At 58.2% G+C, this 20,478-nt stretch carries 14 protein-coding genes and 1 tRNA gene; 1 reads left to right on the forward strand and 14 read right to left on the reverse strand.

Features of this window, described 5'->3' with window-relative positions; genetic code table 11:
• Positions 1-191: 191 nt before the first annotated feature.
• From DW892_RS02475 to DW892_RS02530, 12 genes are all read right to left on the reverse strand, one after another.
• Complete coding sequence (locus DW892_RS02475; RefSeq protein ID WP_117765435.1) at positions 192-2,381, reverse strand: YhgE/Pip domain-containing protein; 2,190 nt, start codon at positions 2,379-2,381, stop codon at positions 192-194.
• Entirely contained in the window at positions 2,382-5,156 is a 2,775-nt protein-coding gene (locus DW892_RS02480; protein WP_233546773.1) for a YhgE/Pip domain-containing protein, read from the reverse strand.
• A 445-nt stretch (positions 5,157-5,601) separates the two neighbouring features.
• On the reverse strand, positions 5,602-7,626 hold the full coding sequence (gene htpG, locus DW892_RS02485; protein WP_117765438.1) for a molecular chaperone HtpG: 2,025 nt from the start codon (positions 7,624-7,626) through the stop codon (positions 5,602-5,604).
• A 202-nt stretch (positions 7,627-7,828) separates the two neighbouring features.
• Complete coding sequence (locus DW892_RS02490; protein WP_117765440.1) at positions 7,829-8,329, reverse strand: GNAT family N-acetyltransferase; 501 nt, start codon at positions 8,327-8,329, stop codon at positions 7,829-7,831.
• A gap of 39 nt (positions 8,330-8,368) precedes the next feature.
• Complete coding sequence (locus DW892_RS02495; RefSeq protein ID WP_055250497.1) at positions 8,369-9,019, reverse strand: tyrosine-protein phosphatase; 651 nt, start codon at positions 9,017-9,019, stop codon at positions 8,369-8,371.
• A 17-nt stretch (positions 9,020-9,036) separates the two neighbouring features.
• A complete protein-coding gene (locus DW892_RS02500) occupies positions 9,037-9,774 on the reverse strand; it encodes a CpsD/CapB family tyrosine-protein kinase (protein ID WP_117765442.1) in 738 nt (245 codons plus the stop codon).
• 2 nt (positions 9,775-9,776) lie between these two features.
• Positions 9,777-10,433, reverse strand: coding sequence for a YveK family protein (locus tag DW892_RS02505; RefSeq protein WP_055250503.1), 657 nt, complete (start codon positions 10,431-10,433; stop codon positions 9,777-9,779).
• A 195-nt stretch (positions 10,434-10,628) separates the two neighbouring features.
• Positions 10,629-12,053, reverse strand: coding sequence for a cell wall metabolism sensor histidine kinase WalK (locus DW892_RS02510; protein WP_117634258.1), 1,425 nt, complete (start codon positions 12,051-12,053; stop codon positions 10,629-10,631).
• Positions 12,054-12,056: 3 nt separating this feature from the next.
• Positions 12,057-12,785, reverse strand: coding sequence for a response regulator transcription factor (locus tag DW892_RS02515; protein ID WP_117765444.1), 729 nt, complete (start codon positions 12,783-12,785; stop codon positions 12,057-12,059).
• 64 nt (positions 12,786-12,849) lie between these two features.
• Positions 12,850-13,725 (reverse strand): phosphate ABC transporter ATP-binding protein PstB, encoded by an 876-nt coding sequence (pstB, locus tag DW892_RS02520; RefSeq protein ID WP_199577658.1) that lies wholly within the window; start codon positions 13,723-13,725, stop codon positions 12,850-12,852.
• Positions 13,726-13,828: 103 nt separating this feature from the next.
• Positions 13,829-15,067 carry a sensor histidine kinase KdpD gene (locus DW892_RS02525; RefSeq protein ID WP_117765446.1) on the reverse strand — a complete coding sequence of 413 codons (1,239 nt, stop codon included), beginning with the start codon at positions 15,065-15,067 and terminating at the stop codon, positions 13,829-13,831.
• A gap of 25 nt (positions 15,068-15,092) precedes the next feature.
• Positions 15,093-15,788 carry a response regulator transcription factor gene (locus DW892_RS02530; protein ID WP_117655503.1) on the reverse strand — a complete coding sequence of 232 codons (696 nt, stop codon included), beginning with the start codon at positions 15,786-15,788 and terminating at the stop codon, positions 15,093-15,095.
• Positions 15,789-15,985: 197 nt separating this feature from the next.
• On the opposite strand from DW892_RS02530, the gene DW892_RS02535 reads away from it, so the two are divergent.
• The gene (locus DW892_RS02535) at positions 15,986-17,326 is read left to right on the forward strand and encodes a D-alanyl-D-alanine carboxypeptidase family protein (protein ID WP_158567008.1); all 1,341 of its coding nucleotides are present in this window, start codon (positions 15,986-15,988) and stop codon (positions 17,324-17,326) included.
• A gap of 320 nt (positions 17,327-17,646) precedes the next feature.
• Here DW892_RS02535 and DW892_RS02540 read toward each other — a convergent pair.
• A tRNA-Ser gene (locus tag DW892_RS02540) sits at positions 17,647-17,737 on the reverse strand.
• A gap of 92 nt (positions 17,738-17,829) precedes the next feature.
• Entirely contained in the window at positions 17,830-20,271 is a 2,442-nt protein-coding gene (locus DW892_RS02545) for a lipopolysaccharide assembly protein LapB (RefSeq protein ID WP_117765450.1), read from the reverse strand.
• Positions 20,272-20,478 lie beyond the last annotated feature (207 nt).

Genomic DNA, 20,478 nt, shown 5'->3' on the forward strand with positions numbered 1-20,478 from the left:
TCGCACTCAATCTGGGCGTGGTGTCCGCACGCGTATGGCTGCGTGCCGCCTCATGGTCAAATAAAAACGGGACGCGCCGGACCCCCGGCACGCCCCGCTACTGTAGCAACAACCAAGCAGCTCATGCAATTCACTCAACTAAAGCGTCGAGCCGGAAGGCCTCGATGTTCCGTCAACGCCACATTGTCGCGCTAAATCAATTTGGTCGACTCCAGCTTTTCGATGATCCAGTCGTTGGCCTTGATGACCGGGCGGCGGAAGACGACGCCCAGGCCCAGCGACGGAATCAGGTAGCTCGCCAAGATACCCAGCTCAATCCAGTACTCCATATGGTAGGCGCCAGCCATGGCGGCGTGCATGGCGTTGATGCCGTGGGTAAACGGCAGGAACGGGTAGATCGCCTGGAACACGGGGCCGGTCATCTCGATGGGGAACGTACCGCCTGAACCGCCGACCTGCATGACCAACAGCACGACAGCGAGCGCCTTGCCGATATCGCCAAACGAAACCGTGAGCGTGTAGACGATATTGGAGAACACGAGACTCGCGACCCAGCCCGCCAGCACAAACTGCAGCGGGTTGTCGCATTGGATGCCAAAGAACAGGATGTCGCCCGCGCACACGAGTGTCGCCTGCAGCAGGGCCAGACCTCCAAAGAACAGGTAGCGGCCCAGGTAGATCTCGTGCAGGCGCACGGGGATCAGCTCGTTGATGAGCTCATCGTCAACCGATACCTTCATCATGGCCGCCAGCACGATCGAGCCGACCCACAGCGACAGGATCGTATAGAACGGCGCCATGGCCGAACCGTAATTGCGGATCGGATAGACCGGCTTGCGGTCGAGCGCGACGGGGCTGGAAAGCGACACGGCCAAACCCTCGGGATCGTTGCCGATCATCGTCTTGATCGTGGCAAGGTCGTCCGACATCAGGGCGCCATCGAGCTCGTCCTTAAAGGCGCTGATCTTGTCCGATGCCTCACCCAGCTGATCGGAAGCCTTGTTGACCAGCGTCGCAGCCTTGGAGAGGCCCTTTGCGAGCGAGCCAGAGGCGTCGGTCAGACCGCTCACGGCGCTATCCAAGTCACCCGAGATACCGTTCAGGGAATCCAGAACGCCCGAAATGGTCTTCTTGAGCTCCTTGGCCTTAACCGAGAACGTGGAATCGTAGTCGGACTTGGCTCCCGAGATACCCGCCTTGGCATCGGCGATGGCCTGGTCGACCTCGGCACGCGAGTTGTTGACCTCCGCCATGCCGTCCGAAAGGGACTTTGCGGTCGCCGTCAGGTCCTTCGCATTGTTGCGGTACTCCACGGCAATTCTGCCCAGCGACGTCGCAGCGGACTCGAGACCGTCTTTGAGCTTGTCATCACTCACCTGGTCGGCAAGGTTACGGAGCTGATCGGTCATCGCATCGATATCGTCAGCACGCGTATTGAGCGCCGCTGCGGCTTCGTTGAGCTGAGACACCGTAAGGTCAACATGCTGATTCGCGGCATCGAATGCCTTCGCAAGCTCGGCGGACACGTTGTCGAACGAGCCCGCGCTTCCGTCAATCGCCGCGTCAACGGCATCGTTGGCGGCCTTGAGCGCTTCCTTGGAATCATTGATGCCACTCTTGGCGTGCTCCATCAGCTGCTTCGTCGACTCATCAACGGTGCCCGTCTGCTTGAGCATGCCGCCCGCCGATGTCAGTGAATCGGACGTGGAGCTCAAAATGCCCGCGAGCGACGTCGCACTCGCCTGAACGTCCTGCAGGTCCTCGACCGAATCGCCCAGCGTCGAGGACAGATTGGCGATAAAGCTGCTCACCTGGTCGGTACTCATATAGTCGAGCAGGCTGGACACGGTCTTAAGGCCAATGGTCGTGATGGTCTTGGTAAAGGTCTCGTTGACCTGACTCTGGACGGCGCTCGAACCCTTTTCAGTCACGATCTGTGCGATGGCGTTGGCCTTCTGATTCTCATAGAACTCGATATCGGCGTGCTTCACCTCGGTCGAGAAAAGCGTCATCATGTCGGCGCTAAACGTTTTAGGGATAACGACGGCAGCGTAGTACGCGCCCGACTTAACGCCCTCAATCGCCTTATCACGGTCGTTGAGGACGACCCAGTCGAAGTTCTCGTTGCCGCGCAGGGTGGCGGTTACGTTTTCGCCCACGTTGACCTCGACGGGAATCAGATCGCTCTCGTAACCCTCATCGGTGTTGACCACTGCAATCTTAAGGTTGCCGGTATTGCCGTAGGGATCCCAGCTTCCGGCGATGTTAAACCATGCATAGAGACATGGCACGATGATCAGGCCCATCACGACGACCATGCCGATCACGGAGCGAGACACGTTTTGGACATCGCGCTTAAACAGGTGCAGGATGTTTTTCATTTATGCCTCACCTCCTTTAGAGTGCTTGCCAAGCGAGGTGGTGTCCCCGTCGTTTACGTTTACGTTGTCAGCGCCGTCGGCATCTTGAGCCTTACGATGCGCACCGATATGCGACAGACGGCTCGTAGGCTGTTCGCCTCCCTTGGCGCCACGCTCGCTGGCGTTGAGACCAAACATGCGACGGGCGGCAGGGATGGCAGCCGTGTGCTCGCGCATCTCGCGGCGAAGGTCCTCGTCCGAAAGCGCCGAGATACGCATCTGGGTATTGAGGCTCGCACGGATGTATTCGATGTTGATGAGCCAGCCGCAGATGGCGATAACCGAAATGATCCAGATAACGAGCAGGATGATCTTGCCGTTATTGTCGATATCGAGCACCGTCGAAAGCACAAAGAGCAGAACCTGCACGCCTACCACGGCGGCAAAACCGCCCTTGATGTAGTACGGGTAGCGATGCTCAAACGCCACGGCATGATCGAGCAGCTCGCGACGGTACGAATCCGAATCGAGCATGACGCGCATGGCCGTGCGCAGCGAATAGCGCTGGCGCGGCAGGTCGTTGGACTCGCAGATCATGAGGCCCGTCGTGGAAAGCTGCTTGTCAAAGAGCAGGTTGAGGTTGAGCAGCAGCGGACGCAGCTGCAAGCCAATAAAGAGTGCGATGGCAAGGAACACGCCCAGGATGCACAGGTTGAACAGGTAGTTGAACGAATACATGCCACCGACGGTCTCGCGCAGCAGGTTGATGCCATAGGTGAAGGGCAGCAGCGGATGCAGCCATTGGAAGAAGCCGGGCATCATCTCGATGGGATACATGCCCGACGAGCCGGGGATCTGCACAATGACGAGGATGACGCCAATGGCTTTACCGATATGCTTAAACGTGGTGGACAGCGCATAGATGATGTTGACGTAGGTGAACGAAATAGCGATGCCGCCCAGTACAAAGAGCAGCGGATTGACGCACTGAACGCCAATGACCAGATCTCCCACCGTAACGATGATGGCCTGCAACGCACCCAGGATCACCAGCAGCAGCCAGCGGCCAAAGTAGCCCTGACGCGCCGTAAAGCTACCGATGCCCTCGCGGTCGACCTCGAGTTTATAGATAGCGATGAGCACATAGCCGCCTACCCACAGCGCCAGATTGGTGTAGAAGGGCGCGATGCCCGAGCCAAAGCTCTTGACCGGATAGATTGACTTGGACGTCAGCTCAACCGGAGATGCCATGAAATCTGCCACGTCATTGACGTCGACGTCCATGAGGTCGGCTAACTCGCCCATAGACTCAGAGGTCTGCAGCGCCGCAATGTCATTGGCGGCGGTCACGAGCTTGTCCTGAACCTTGGCAAGGGAGGCGTCGGTTTGGGACAGCGTGGTCTTTGCCTGCTTGAGCGTGGCGTCGAGCTGCGCCAGCGTGCCGCGCGCGCTCGCTATCGTGGGGGTCATACCCGACACAATGCCGGTCAAATCGCCCGAAACGGCGGCAAAGGAGTCAAGCGCGCTCGAAGCCTTCGGAAGTGCGCTCTGACCCAGATCGGTCTGAGCCTGACCGAGGTTAGCCGTACCGGTCTGAATTGCCGCGTTGAGTGCGTTGCTCGCGTTCGAGATTGCCGTAGCGTCGTTTGCCATGGCGCTCGATTGTGCAGAAAGGCCATCCTTGATGCTCTGCAGCTTCTGGTTTTGCTCGCGAAGCGAATCGATGGTCGATACAATGCGCGCGTCAATTTCCTCGGAACCTGTCGACGTGTCATTAACGAGAATCTCCAAGTGCCCGATAACGGCCTTATTGTGATCGATCGTCGCCTGGAGAGACTCGAGCGAGTTGTCGATGCGGGTGGTCGTAGATGTGACCGTACCCGTTAGCTTGCCAATCGCAGCGTTCGCGGAGGCTGACGTCTTGGTGAGTGCAAGGCTACCTTCCGAGAGTGCCTTGGAGAGCGAGGTGATAGAGTTGCCCGCCGTGGCGCGAGCCTCGCCCAGCAGGTCGTTGCCCTGGGAGATTGCCTGCGTCAGCGACGGTGCCTGACCTTGCAAGCCGGCAAGCGCCGCATCAGCCGAGGCGATAGCGCCACTCGTCTTATCGATGGCGGCATTCATATCGCCAATCGAATCGCGCACCTCACCAAAGGTGTCGGATGCCTCGGACACCGAACTTGTCAGCGAGTCCTGAGTCTGGGTTGCCTTGTCCTTTAAATCGACACCGGCATCCTTGGCGATACTGGCAACAGTCTCGCCCACCGTGGAGACAAACTCCGAGTTGATCTGCTCCTCGATGGTGTTGGCACCGGTATCGGTGACCTTGGGCGCAATGGCGCTCTTCTTCTCATTGACGTAATAGGTGAGCTTCGGCTGATGGTAATTGCCATCGAGCATCGAGACAAGATTGTCGGAGAAGTTCTTGGGGATTACGATCGCCGCGTAGTATTCCCCGCTCTCGACGCCCTCTTTGGCATCGGCAGCCGAGTCGACGAAGGTCCAGCCCAGCTGATCGTTTTCCTTGAGCTGGTCGACCACCTTATCGCCTGCATTGAGCTCGCCCACCAAGTCATTCTGGGTGCCCTGATCGTTGTTGGCGATGGCGATTTTAATGCCCTGGGTATTTCCGTACGGATCCCAGTTGGCAACGATGTTGTACCAGGCATACAGCGAGGGAATGACGCACACGCCCAAGGTAACCACCAGGGCGACGGGGTTCATAAGCAGTCGCTTAATGTCGCGCTTAAATATCGCAAAGGAGACCTTTGCGTTGGATAGTTTGCTGCCGAGACTCACGCTTGGACCATCCATCCTGTCGTTGAATCAAATCGTACTATCAAAAACCATTGTACGTAGGCGCTTTAGCGTCTCGAAGCACAATGGTATTGAGTTTTGCGGGTAGCAATATACTACGAAGATTAGTTAACGTACAGTTGTACAGTATCTCAAATTTCAGCAGGTCACAAAACCACAACCCGCACAAATTAGCAATCCGAATAGTCATCGGGGGCGTTCTTAAACGACTACTCAAACAAGAACGTCCCCGATGACTACTTAGGGCCACGAAAGCGTCGCAGGTTGAGCATAAGTCAGCGAAAACGCCCCTAAGCGAGCAAGGTGACGTGAAAGAGGAGGGAAGCGTACTTTGGTACGCGGCCGACGATTGAACGTCAGATTGCCGCTTAGGGGCGTTTGCAGCGTCGAGTAGTTACGCGGTTCGTAGAACCGCGTAACTACCCAATTACATAAGCTCGCAGACAGCTGCTGCGAAGGCAACGGGGTCCTCAGGGAGGATGCCCTCGACCAGCAGGGCCTGATCGTAGAGCAGGCCGGAGTACTGCTTGATCTTGTCGGCGTCGCCGGCCTTCTGGGCAGCGACGAGCTTGGCGAAGACCGGGTGTTTGGCGTTGAGCTCGAGCACGCGCTGGCTCTTGGGCATACCGTCGGGCGCGCCCTCAGGACCCTTCTGAAGCACCTTCTCCATCTCGAGCGAAAGCGGACCCTCGGTGGTGATGCAAGCGGGGGCATCGGTCAGGCGCGCGGAGACGGCAACTTTCTCGACCTTGTCACCGAGCGCCTCCTTCATAGCGCTAAAGAGGTCCTCGTTCTCCTTGGTGGCGTCCTCGGCCTCCTTCTTCTCGTCCTCGGTCGCCAGATCAAGATCGCCAGTCGCGACGTTCTTGAGCTCCAGGTGACGATCCTCGACCTCGGGCTCGGCACCGTCGGCAACGGCCTTCTCGACAGCCTCGCGGGCGGCGTCGTCTTCGTAGATCTTAGGCATATCGGCGGCAACGTACTCACGCATAGCCTGGAACGTAAACTCATCCACATCCTGCGTCAGCAACAGCACGTCATAGCCGCGCTCGAGCACGCCCTTTACCACGGGCATCTTGGCCAAGCGCTCACGCGAGTCGCCGGCGGCGTAGTAGATGGCCTTCTGATCCTCGGGCATGCCCTTGGCATACTCGGCCAGGGTAATCATCTTCTGCTCCTTGGCAGACCAGAACAGTAGCAGGTCGGCGAGCTCATCGGCCTTCATGCCATAGCTCGAGTAGATGCCGTACTTAAGGCCGCGGCCAAAGTTCTCAAAGAACTTCTCGTAGGCCTCGCGGTCGTTGTCGCGCATGTCCTCAAGATCGGCAGTGATCTTCTTCTCGACACGCTTGGCAATGGCCTTGAGCTGACGGTTCTGTTGCAGCGTCTCACGCGAAATATTGAGCGTCACGTCGGCAGAGTCCACGACACCGCGCACAAAGTTGTAGTAGTCGGGCAGCAAGTCGTCGCACTTCTCCATAATCAGCACGTTGGAACTGTAGAGCGCCAGGCCCTTCTCGTAGTCCTTGCTGTACAGATCGAACGGGGCGCGACCCGGCACAAACAGCAGCGCATCGTACTCAAGCGTACCCTCGGCATGGAAGCTGATAGTGCGCGCGGGATCGTCAAAGTCGTGGAACGTGGACTTGTAGAACTCGTTGTAATCCTTCTGCTCAACGTCGGAGCTGCGCTTTTTCCAAATCGGCGTCATGGAGTTGATGGTCTCGAGCTCCTGGTAGTCCTCGTACTCGGGCTTGTAGTCGTCGCCGGCGTCCTCGGGCTTGGGTTTCTGGCGGCTCTTGCTCACCATCATCTGAATCGGGTAGCGCACATAGTTGCTGTACTGCTGAATCAGGCTCTTGAGGCCCCACTCGGTCAGGAAGCGATCGTAGGTCTCGGCCTCGCCGTCGGCGTCGAGCTTCTCGTTCTCGCGCAGCGTCAGGATGACATCGGTACCGTGCTCAGCACGCTCGCCATCCTCGATGGTGTAGCCCTCAAGACCGTCGGACTCCCAAACGTGGGCGGTGTCCTCGCCATAGGCGCGGCTGACAACCTTTACGTGGCTGGCAACCATAAAGGCAGAGTAGAAGCCCACGCCAAACTGACCGATGATGTCGACATCGGAACCCTGCTGCTCGGCGTTCTCAGTCTTAAACTCCTCGGAGCCGGAATGGGCGATGGTGCCCAGATTGCGCTCGAGCTCCTCGGCGGTCATGCCGATACCGTTATCCGAAATGGTGATGGTACGGGCATCTTTATCAAAGGAAACACGGATGGCCAGGTCGCCCTGGTCGAGCTTGACACTCGGATCCTGCAGGCTCTTAAAGTTGAGCTTGTCGACGGCATCGCTCGCGTTGGAGATAAGCTCGCGCAGGAAGATTTCCTTATTGGTGTAGATGGAGTTGATCATGAGGTCGAGCAGTTTTTTGCTCTCGGTCTTAAATTGACGCATGTGCAGTCCTTTCGCGCTACCCCCGTCCGCAAAAACGGCCCGGTTGCCCGAGCCGCATTGCAGACCTGCTATGTTCAGACTTAGATTTTATAACCCATTAGCGCGCATATATACATACGGAATCGAAAAACTGTATGTCCAAACGCTCTGATGCACCAATTGCCAAGGAGTGTCCCCGACTGCCGGCAGGAAAGGAACGTCCCTATCTGCCATCTACGCGCTTGGCCATCCAAACATGGGGCTGGCCCTCGTCTTCGTAGTCCACCGGGGCAATCTGCGTGTAACCCGCCTTGGCATAGAGTGGTAGCACGTATTCCTGCGCGTGCAGCTTAATGAGCTTGGAGCCGGCATCACGCGCGCACGTATCACTGGCCTCGACAATCTTGCTCGCCAGACCGCGGCGACGCATTGGGGATAGCACCGCAACGCGGCCCATAATATAGGTCTCCCCCGCCGCGACGCCTTCGTCCATATCGCACGCCGGCGAAACCGGGGCCTCTGCATCTGCCGCGCGCTCCAGTTCCTCGGGAAACACGCGCGAGCAGCCGGCAAGCTCGCCGTCTACATAGAGTGTCACATGAATGCAGTTCGGATCCTCGTCGATAGCGTCGAACTCATTCTCGTAGCCCTGCTCGTCCATAAAAACGACGCGGCGCACCAACGCCGCGTCGTCAAAGCATCCCGTCTTAAGTTGGATATCCATAGCTGCCCTTTCATTCAACGCGAACGTTAGGGACAGATTTTAGCGAAAATGAGCTCCGCGCACGCTAAACTTCGCGCGAGCCTTCGCCAGACAGTCGTAATGACCCACGTTATGGGCATCGCTCGCGATGAAGCTGTACAGGTTCTGATCGAACAGGCGCTGTGCCGGCTTTTTCTCGCGACCAAAGCGACCGCCGGCAATAAAGTCCGCCGAAGCCTGCAGCTTGCAGCCCATATCGACCAGGCGCTCCGCCACGCTTACATCCTTTTGAACCGCACGATAGCGCTCAGGATGAGCGATGATCACCTGATAGCCACGGCACTGCAAATCGTAAATCGTGTTCTCGTACTCTCTAAACGCATACGCATCGGCATGCGTCGAAAGCTCGAGCAGAAACTCGTTGGTCCCATCGAAATGCAAGTGATCCGCGGCATCGATACCAAGCTCAACGAGCTTTCGATGGTTGACCTCGAAGCCCATCTGGAGCGGAAAACCGTCAGCGTTATCGCGCAGCAGCTCAAAGGCATCCCACATCTTGTCGTAATCAAAATAGGGATCACGGCAGTGAGGAGTGCAAACGATTCTGGTTACACCGGCCCGCTTGGCAGCCTCGAGCATCGCCAAGCTCTCTTCGAGATCGGCGGCGCCGTCGTCTACACCCGGCAAGATATGGCAATGAATGTCACGCATAGGTCAGCCTTAATCAACTAAACGTTTGCTCGGTTGGTGAAGATGCCCTTTTTGGAAGTGCCCTGATCGTCGGAGCCCTTCTTAACCTTCTTACCGTCCTTGGTGTAGTAAGAATAGTAGTACTCGCTGGTCTCGGTCTCACAGTAATTCATGACGGTACCGATGAGCTTGACCTTCTCGGACTTCTTAAGCTGGGCGATAGCGTTGAGCGCCTCTTCGCGCTTGGTAAAGTCCTCGCGCACCACGAACAGCGCGCCGTCGGTCAAGCTGGCAATCTCGGCAGCATCGATGAAGGTGCCGACCGGAGGAGCATCGAAGATGACGTACTGGAACTTGGCGGACAGTGCCTTTACCAGCTTGGCAAAGCGATGGGAGACGATGATGTCGGCAGGATTGGGAATGTGCGGCTCGGCATCGAGGAAGTAGAAGTTCTTCTGACCCGTCTCGACAATTGCCTGGTCAATGGAGATCTGCTCGGAAAGGACCGCATAGAGTCCGCCGCGCGAACGAACGCCGAGCATATCGGAAAGGGACCTGCGGCGCATATCGGCCTCGACCAGGAGCACGGACTTGCCGCTCGTGGCGATTGCCTGAGCAAGGTTAACGGAAACCGTAGACTTGCCCTCGTTGGGAATCGAGGAGGTAACGGTGATGGTGCGAATGGGGTCATCCACGCTCGCAAAGCGGATGTTGGCCAGAAGGGTCTTGGCGGCATTCTGTACAACGAGCTTATCGGTGTTCTTTGCCTTAGCCATGCCTATTTACCACCTTTCATAGCCGGAATTCGGCCAACAACGGGAATACCCAGGAGCTCTTCTGCCTCTTCGGCACCGCGGATGCGGGTATTGAGCATGTCTGCCAAAACGACATAGGCAACTGCGATAAAGATACCGGCGAGGAACGCGACGGCAATATACAGCGTGCGCTTGGGGCCGCTGGGGGCTTCGGGGGTCTTAGCCTCGTCGATAACGTTGATGCTCTGGGCAGCGCCGACGTTCTGAGCGACCGTACTCACCGAGCTGGCAATGGCCTTTGCGACCTCAGCCGTCTCCTTGGCATCGGTGCCGGTAACCGAAAGCGTAATGACACGCGTGGTGGTCTCGGAGGAAACAGACACCTTGTAGTCATCCAAATCGGTGAGGCCCAGTTCTTTGGCGGCGCCGCTCTTAACGCTATCGCTATCCAGCAGCGTGGCGATATCGTTGGAAAGCATCTGGCTCGCCGAGAGATCGTTGTAGCTCATCTGACCGCTATCGTCGGTCTTGGCGAGAATGTACATGCTCGTCGTCGCGGTATAGGTGTTGTCCATCGCAACGAAGGACACGATGCCCATAGCGATCGCGCAGACCACCGGAAGGGTGATGACCAGCTTGAGGTGCTTCTTCAGCAGCTGGAACAGTTCGAGAAGGGTCATGCAGCTTGCCTTTCATTTCCCCAGTTCGGATTGACAAAACTGTCCGTATGTTATCGCATCTTTTTACCGAGACCAAACTCTATACATAAGAAACAGGCTCTCCTGTAAAAATGTCGGAAGCAATCGTAAAATTGCACAACAACGCCGCACCCGAAAGTCAAATGCGGCGTCTACATCAATATCTGTGTTGTATCGCTATGCGAATGGCTCGTCCTGCTGTATGGGAAACGTCACCGTAATGGTGGTTCCCACGCCCAACTCGCTCGACAGATCAAGCGTGGCGTGATGATACAGGGCCGCATGCTTGACAATGGCAAGCCCCAGGCCGGTTCCGCCGCGTGCCTTGGACCTACTCTTGTCCACGCGATAGAACCGCTCAAATACCTTGCCCTGTTCTTCAGGCGCGATACCGATTCCCGTGTCGGCGACAGCGAGGAACGGATGGCCTTCGTCGTTGGTGCCGCACTGCAGCGTAACCGTACCGCCGGGCCGATTGTAGCGGATGGCGTTGCTTGCCAGATTATAGATGAGCTCGTCGACCAAGCGCGACACGCCTTCGATGACCACAGGCTTGGTCTCATGACTTATCGTCACATTCGCTTGACGGGCGACCTGTTCAAGACGCTGCTCAACCGCGTAGATCGCACGCGAGAGCTCAATAGGCTCCGTGGACCCAATGGGCACTGCCTCGCCTTCAGTTGCACGTTCGGCCTCGTCCAAGTTAGACAGCGTAAGGATGTCGTTGACAAGCGCTGCCAAGCGGCCCGCCTCACGATAGATGCGACCGCCAAAGTTGCGCAGGTCGTCCTCGCCCTCGACCATGCCATTTGCGATGAGCTCGGCATAGCCCGAAATCGCCGTAAGCGGCGTCTTGAGCTCATGGGTGATATTCGCCGTGAACTCGCGGCGCATACGGTCGTTGTCCGCTAGCACCGCCATTTGGCGCTTGAGTTCCTGGCGCTGCGACTCGATGCGCTCAAGCATGGGGACCATCTCGGCATAGGCGTGCTCATAGCTACGGCGTGGGTGATCCAAATCCACCTCTTGCAACGGCGCGATGATGGCACGGGACTCACGGCGCGCCATAAAAAACGAGAGTACTGCACCCGCTGCTGCGATAAGTAGCATCGGCGCCAGCATCGACAGCAAAATCGCCGCAACGCCAGGCTGGGCCTGCGCCAAGCGAACGACCTGGCCGTTATCAAGGGTGACGGCGCGATACAGCATAATCTCGTCGAGTGTAGAGCTTGCGCGCTCCGCGGAACCCGAACCACTCTCAAAGGCCTCGATGACCTCGGGGCGATCGCCATGGTTGGGCAGTGTGGAAGGCGACGCCTCGTTGTCGTAGGCAACAGATCCGTCCTTATTGATCAGCGTGATACGAAGATCCTCGCGATCGAGGCTTCGCAAGAACGGAATGGGCTCCTGCTGCTCGTCGAGGGCGGCAGCAATGAGCTCGGTTTCCTGCGCCAGATTGGCACTCGTGGCATCCGCCAAAGTGTTTTGCACAAAGAACGCACCCAGCACCGTAAACGCCACGATAACCGCCATGGCGCAGACAAAGATCGTCACAAAAACGCGGTGCGACAGCGTATGTTTTCCCTGGGGGGCGAAGACCACGGGTTACTCCTCCGATGCGGTGGCCGCGGTGTCGTCGCCTTCGGCACCATCACCGGCAGAAGGCTCGGCCAGGCGATAACCCACGCCGCGCACGGTCTCGATGGCGCTGGCATGCTCGCCCAGTTTTTGGCGAAGCGTCTGCACGTGCACGTCAACGGTGCGCGAACCGCCGTCGAAGTCCCAGCCCCACACGCTCTGCAGCAACGACTCGCGGGTAAAGACCACGCCGGGCTTGCGCATGAGGTACTCGAGCAGGTCGAACTCGCGCAGGGTGAGCTTAAGCGGCTCGCCGGCAACGGTCACCTCGCGATGGCTAGGCGAAAGCACGATGTCGCCCACGCTGAGCACATCGCTCGCCTGCTTGACCATGCCGCCGCGACGCAGCAGTGCGCGGCAGCGGCTCGCAAGCTCCATGAGCGAAAACGGCTTAGTCAGGTAATCGTCGGCACCGCCATCGAGCGCCATCACCTTGTCGAGTTCGGTGTCCTTGGCGGTAAGCATCATGATGGGCACCGTCGCCGTCAGGTGATCGGCACGCAGGCGACGCATAATCGCCAAGCCATCGGTGTCGGGCAGCATGATATCGAGCAGCACAGCATCGGGCACCCGTCGCGCCACGGCAGCTTTAAACTCGCCATCACACGAAAAGCCCTCGGCCTCGATTCCCTGCTTGCGCAGCGCGTAGACTGTCAAATCCCTGATGTTGTCATTGTCCTCGACGTAATAGATCATGTTGAACCCCTTTGCGGCCGATATGACCGCATCTTAACCCTAAAGGCACCTGTAAAAGACAGCGTCAGCCAAAACGCCCCGTCAAATAATCCGCGGTGCGCGGATCGGACGGATTCTTGAAGAGTTGCGCGGTGGGCGCGTGCTCCACCAGCTCACCCAGCAAAAAGAACGCAACCGAATCGGAAATACGCGCGGCCTGCTGCATGTTGTGCGTCACGACCACCAGCGTGCAGATCTCCTTGAGCTCGCAGGCCAGCTGCTCCACCACCAACGTCGACACAGGGTCGAGTGCCGAGGTCGGCTCGTCCATCAGCAGAATGTCGGGCTGCACGGCAAGTGCGCGGGCGATGCACAGGCGCTGCTGCTGTCCACCCGAAAGACCCAGGCCCGACTCTTTGAGCTTGTCCTTGACCTCGTCCCACAGGGCAGCGCGACGCAGGGAGTCCTCGACCAGCTCATCGAGCACGGCGCGGTCGCGCACACCCATACCGCGAGGACCGTAGGCGACGTTGTCGTAGATGCTCATGGGAAATGGGTTGGGGCGTTGGAACACCATACCCACGCGCTGGCGCAAACGGCAGATGTCGCAATCGCCCAGGATATCTTGACCATCGAGCGCAATCTTGCCCTCGATGCGGCAATCCTTGATGCCGTCGTTCATGCGGTTAAAGCAGCGCAGCAACGTGGACTTTCCGCAGCCCGAAGGCCCGATGAACGAGGTGATCTGCTTGTCGCGGATCTTGATATTCACGTCCTTGAGCGCATGGTGGTCGCCATAGAACAGGTCGAGGCCCTCGACGTCGATGCGCGTCGGTGAGGCGGCAAGATCCTCTGCCGTGGGGCGAGTCGCATCCCCAACCTCGCGCTCATGCGCGGCCTCGGCCTGCGCTTCCATGAGTTCTTCAAGCTCCGTGGGCTCCACAGCCGCAGCAGCCGTCATACCGCACACCTCCATATCGATATCAATTCAGCAGTATCGATAGTAGGAATCGCGGCTCATACGCACGTGAGCACATTGTCAAGTGTTTGTAAGGGCACGCTGGCTATGCGGCGGACAGCTCGATGGTGAATATCGTGTGTTCGGGCGTCGATTCACATGCAACGGTACCGCCGTGTGCCGCGATGATCTCCTTGGCAATAGCAAGGCCCAGGCCGGCACCACCGCGATTGGTCGCACGCGCCGCATCCAGGCGATAGAACTTCTCAAAGATCACCTTGAGCTTAGCCGCAGGGATAGGATCGCCCTGATTGATAAAGCGCACGCGCACGCCGCCGTCGTCCCGGCGTCTGGCCTCAATCGTGATAGTCGAGCCCTCATAGCTATAGGCGACGGCGTTTTTCATGATGTTGTTGAACACGCGAGCCATCTTGTCGCCATCCACGAGCACCGTCAGGTCCTCGCGAATATCAACTTGGGCTTCCTTATGCTGCTCATTGAGGATGGGGTAGAACTCGTCAGCTACCTGAGCCAGCAGCAACCCCAGATCAACATAGCCGCGCGTGAGCACGATATCGTGGAAGTCAAAGCGCGTGATATCGAAGAACTCTTCGATGAGCGCATCGAGCCGGTGCGCCTTGTCGAGCGCCACGCCCGTAAAGTGCGCACGTTGCTCAACCGGCAGCTCAGGAGCCTCTTGCAGCAGCGAAAGATAGCCCACCACACTGGCAAGCGGGGTGCGTAGGTCATGTGCCAAGTACGTGACCAGATCGTCCTTGCGATGCGACTCGTCACGCAGAGATTGCCGCACCTTGCGCTCACGGTCACGCACGCGGTTAAGGGCGCCCTCGACCTCCAAGAAGTCGCCGTCAATGTTGTCCCAGGTGTTGGGGTGATCGATCAGGCGATCTTGAATACGAGCGGCCAGCACACAATCGGCATGCTGCTCGCCCCGCTCGTAGCCCTGGTAGTACAGAGCACGGCCGCAAAAGAACAGCACGCACACGGCAAGCGCCAGCACAAAGCCAAGCATGTTGAATACAAAGCCGGCATCGAACAGCACCGGCCCTTCGATGCCGCCGAGCGCCATGGCGCCAATCGCCAACGTCATGGCCCACGCGGCACCGCCAATCACCACGCAACGGCGCACGATTTCGAATCGATCGATCAGCAAAAAGCCGACAAGCAGCACCGCTAAGATTCCGGCGATGTTGTCGATGCCAATCAGCAGCAGGCTCAGCAAAAAGAGCAGCACCGTCGCAAGCGCGCGGTTGTCGACGACTGCCCGTACGTATTCAAAGAGTCGATCGGGCACCTCGAATGCCTGCCTATCGTCTTTTGTCATATCCACTTCCCCACCATCAAAGGCGCTATTCGATTATGTAGCCGACGCCCCAGACGTTTTTGATAAAGCGCGGCTTTTGAGCGTCGTCGCCAATCTTTTCGCGCAGGTGGCGAATGTGCACCATCACCGTATTGTTGGAGCCGGGCATAAAATCCTCGTTCCACACCGCGCGGAACAGATCCTCCACGGCTACCACGCTGCCGCGATGCTCAACCAGATACAGCAAGATGGAATACTCGATGGGCGTGAGGCGCACCGGTGCACCGTCTACCGTTACGGAACGAGCATCGCGGTTGATCTCCAGGCCGTCGAGCTGGATGGTCGGCGACTCGGCCGCCTGCGAGCGGCTACCGTAGCTGGTGTAGCGGCGAAGCTGAGCGTGCACACGCGCGATGAGCTCCAGCGGACGGAACGGCTTAACCACGTAATCGTCCGCGCCAAGCGAAAGGCCCTCGATCTTGTCTTGCTGGGCATCGCGCGCCGTCAGCATGATCACGGGATAGGTATGGCTGGAACGGATCGTACGCAGTAGCTCAAAGCCATCGATATCGGGCAGCATGACATCCAACAGTGCCAGATCGAACTCCTGCTCCAGGATTGCCTTGGCAGCATCGGCCCCGCTATAGGCAATCTGGACATCAAAGCCCTCTTTTGTAAGGTAGATACCAACCAAGTCGGCGATGGCCTTCTCGTCATCAACTACCAAAATGCGCTCGTTCATGCGTGCTCCTCTCGCGCTCCATTATGCCCGAGGCGACGCACGCCACACACAACAAGCGTGGGTGATTAAGTCGGCCTTAAGCACCCTTGTGCCCGTTCGGGCGCGGATGTGGGCCACGCACGCACGCGATGATCGCCGACGCCGGCAAACGATATACTCTAGTTCCAGAAGAGACCATCCCGTCGAAAGCGAAATCCGTGAAGTCCCTCACCTCTTTTGCAAAGCGCTCAGCCCAGCTTGCCGCCGGCTTTGTCTGCGCTATCGCCCTTGCCGCTGGCGTGCCCACCGTCGCCGGCGCCCAAGTACTCACGACCGACAATGTTTGCGGCAAAACCGCCGATGCGCGCGGCATCACGGCCGAAAACCTGCCCGATATCGATGCGACCAATGCCCTCGTCATGGGCAAAGACGGCACCGTCTACTATGCCCGCGGCGCCGATGAGCAGGTCAAGATTGCCTCGATCACCAAGGTCATGACCGCAATCCTAACCGTCGAGAATTGCAAGATGGACGAGAAGGTCACGGTGAGCAACGCCGCAGCCACCGTGGGCAATTCAACAGCCGGCCTACTCGAAGGCGACGAGCTCACCGTGAAGCAGGCACTGCGCGGCCTGATGATTCCCTCGGGCAACGACGCCGCCATCGTGCTCGCCGAATATGTGGGCAAGAAGATCGACCCTAAGACCAAAGACGCCGAGGCAACCTTTGTGAAGGCCATGAACGAGCGCGCTAAGAAGCTCGGCTGCACCGGTACGCTTTTTGAAAACCCGCATGGTCTGGACTTTGATGAGTGGGCTGGCGATATGCACTCAACCGCACACGACGTAGCGCTGATGATGCAGGAGGCCATGAAAAACGACACGATCCGCGAGGTCGTAGCGAGCGAAGATTCCTGGATCGAGGTCACGGGCGCCGACGGCACCGACCATTCGCATTCCATGGACACGCATAACTATTTGCTGGGCCAAGATGGCAACATCGGTGGCAAGACCGGCACTACCGATGATGCAGGCTATTGCTTTACGGGTGCCTACAACCGCGATGGCGACGAGATCTACACCGTCGTTTTGAACTCCACCACCACCGACCAGCGCTTTACCGATACCGCAACCCTTGCCAATTGGTACTACGGTCACAAGGTGACGGTCGCAATCGCCAACACGCAGGAAAAGACCGCCAACGGCAACCCGCTTATGGCGCGCATCGGTCAAACCGACTGGACTGATAAGACGATCGACGCCACACTCGCCGATCCTACGGCGCAAGCGACCGTGTTTTCCCTTGCCGGCGAGGTGACCGAAAAGGTTAGCTACGACGATCTTTCGGGCACGGTGCATGTGGGCGACAAGGTGGGTAGCGTCACGCTCAAGCAGGACGGCACCAAGATCGCCGTCATGGACCTGGTTGCCGACGAGGAAGGCGCAGGGCCGAATCCCATTGAATGGCTGCTCGTGAAGCTCGATCGCTTGGGCCGTCGCATCGACAACCGCCCGCTCACGGCAGAAAGCGAGACCGTCGCCAAGGCTCCTGAGGTGTAGGGCGCAAGAATAATAAGCCCACTGAAAGGAGGCGTCCGAAAGGATGCCTCCTTTTTTGAGGTTCGAATCCCCAGCTAACGTGGTTCAACTAAAAAAGGGTCCCTTTCGGAACCCTTCTTTAAAGTCTTACTGGCGGAGAGCTGGGGATGTCCGGGCATGCTGCGCATGCCCTCCGGCTTCAAAACCTGGCGGCTTTTCGCCCACGGGCTACAAACGCTTTCGCGTTTGCTTAACGCCCGTGCCCTCTCGGGTTCGAACCCCCAGCCTCCTTTCTCCGCACAAAAAAGGGCCCCAAATGGGACCCTTCTTTCAATTCATACTGGCGGAGAGCTGGGGATTCGAACCCCAGATGCCCTTTTGGGGCATACTCGCTTAGCAGGCGAGCACCTTCGGCCTCTCGGTCAGCTCTCCGTAACAGCCGTTCTATAGTAACCAAACAGCCAAGGATGAGCAAGAGGAAATTTTCTAATTGCCCAGCAGCCTTTCCTTCTTGAAAGCTTCGCCTACCCCAGCGAGCGGTTGAGGGAGCCGAGCTCGTCGTTGCCCATGGTGCGCCACATTTGGAAGATACAACCGCGCGCCAGGAAAAAGAAACCGTTGTCGACCAGTTGCACAGCGGCATCTGCCAGCTGATTCGTCACGGCGGACACTGGCGGCAGCTCTAGTCCAGCCTTGTGGATGGTCTCGACCGCTTCCTCGAACGTCGGAGGCTCGCTGACGCCCATCTCGTTCATAAGGCCCTGCATTTCTTCCAGCGCGCTGCTGCCCGACTCCTCGCCGCGCGGCACCAGACGGTAACAAGCCAGCGCCAGATTGAGCTGATCGCAATTCCAATAGGCAAACGCCAAGCGATAGAACAGGTAGCCGATTGCAGAACGATCGCTGGCAATACGTAGGCCGTGGCGCGCCACCTCGATAATCTCGTCAAAGCGCTCCAGACGCGCAAGCACGTTGATGAGCGCAAAGTGCGACTGCATGGACGAGCGCGCCAGATCGTAAAGATGGCGCACCTCGGGCAGTGCTCGTTCAAAGTCCTCTTGCTCGGCGTAAAAGCTGCAGATCTCGTGCTGGGCAAAGTACAGCGCATCGGGCGCACGAAGGATTCGCACAGAGCGGTCTTCTTCCAACACCGGTAGCACCATGCGCACCAGCTGGTTATCGCAAAACTGCGTTTGAACCGGACCTGTCGCCAAAAGCTCGGCGACGGCGCACTTAGCCTCCAACTCCTCAACAAGACGGGAAAAGCCTTCAAAAGCACCTGTACGGTCGACTTTTGCCTGCTCGCGCAATTCAACAACACGGGCCACGTATGGGTCGTCGTCCTCTTCCATGACCTCCAGCTCGTCAGCCGTATCGGCAAGCAGCAGATCGCGCAGCGCCGGCGGCAGCATGCGATGGTCATCACGCGGACGAGCATGAACCTCCGCAGGTTCAATCGTCTCCGGAGCGGTTGACTCATATGCCTCAAGCACACGCTTGCACGGCATATCGTCCATGTCCATGCTCTCAAGATCCTTGGCGACAGGCACGCAATCGGCCAGATAGGCCGCGCGCCCAAAGAAATACGTTGCGACAACGCACTCGCCCTGCTCACTGTCGGGAGCAGCAATCTGCACATAGCAGCGCGTGATGCAGGTGCCCGCGGCAAAACACGCTGCTGCAAGCGTGAGCGACACGCGCGCATCGTGCTCCGCAGCCCAGATCGCGCGCGTGTCCTCGTCCAACTCGCGCCAGGCGTCATCTTGAGCGTCGTATTCACGTTGTGGCATAGCATCAACGACAGACTGCCCAAACCGAACGAGCATGATCCCCTCGGCAACGTTTGCCCGATAGGTATAGTCGAGCCGCGTGACCACGTTAAGTGCCTCGACAATACGCGCGAAGCGGGTACGCACATCCCACTCACCGCCCGGCTGGCAAGCCACCGTACCCGGTTTGCCCCACGGGTTATCGCTCGAGGCCGTATCGAGCAGTCGGGGAACATCGTTGGTCGTCTTGGCGATATGCCACGCATCAAAGAGCGCGCAGCCCTCAAGGCTCGGCGAGGATGCCGCAGGGACCAATCCGGCCCCGATGTGCTCAAGGATGGCGGAGAGACGGTTAAGACGGCACTCGATGGCAAGCAGCATGTCAATCTCGTCCTGGTCCAGCAGGCTGCGATCAAAATTGAGATAGAAAAGCTTTGAGCGATCGATGCGAGCCAGGCTCATCTCGGACTTAGCGGCGATGGTGCGCAAGCGGGGCAAGTCAATTTCACTCATAAGGGCGGCGGCATAGCGCTCGATACCGCTCGGATTCTCGGCATGGTCAACGCGGTAAAGCAGCGTCTCGATAGCATCAGGGAGCGGTGCCGTGTTAAAGCCCAAAAACACCTCGACCGGCTCGGGCAACTTTACGAGCTTGATCTTGTCGATAACATTTTGCATACCCTCGTCGAGTCCGCCGGCGTCCGCCGTGCTCGCAATGGCATTTTCGGAGTCAGCGAATATCACGTAGCGCAGGAACATCGATGCCATGAACTCGCCGTAAGGAAGGGAGCGGGTCGAATTCCATGTCTCGTGGTCGGACTGCTCGCGCATGGGGCCTTCGGGAGAGCCGACGGTTCGCGCGCACGCGCGCATTGTGCCGTTGGCTCCCCGAACCACAATCTCACCAATACCGGAGTCCGACTCGTCAAGGACCAGTTCCATGTCGGGATCGTTGGGCAGCGGAGTCTCGCTAACGGGGCGGTCCACCTTGTACACCTCGCCCGAAACGCTTACGTAGCCCAAAAGCGACACATGACTTTTGCCAACGAATTCGACGACATAGCAAGATTCATGCTGATCCTCACCAAAGAGTTTCCAGACCACGCCATATGAGCGTCCCGCAGGCTGCTCGGGCATCGCCGGAAAGCGCTTTTTGGGATCGAGAAACCTGAGCTTGTATGTCGGACGCTCTGCCACGAAGTATCACCCTGATCGGTCGCTTGAAGAAGGAGTGGTCGCGAATAAGTCGCGACATCTACTCGGAATCTTACACGAGTCGACAGGAAATCGTCCGCTTTACGCCCGCGCCTCGACCGAGGTTCGAATCCATGCGGTGTTTACGTAAAAGAAAAGCCCCCGTTGCCGGGAGCTTTAATCTCAAATGGTGCGGCGTATAGGATTCCG

This window comes from Collinsella sp. AM40-7AC, assembly GCF_003468125.1.
In the GTDB taxonomy this organism is placed as follows: Bacteria; Actinomycetota; Coriobacteriia; order Coriobacteriales; family Coriobacteriaceae; genus Collinsella; species Collinsella aerofaciens_O.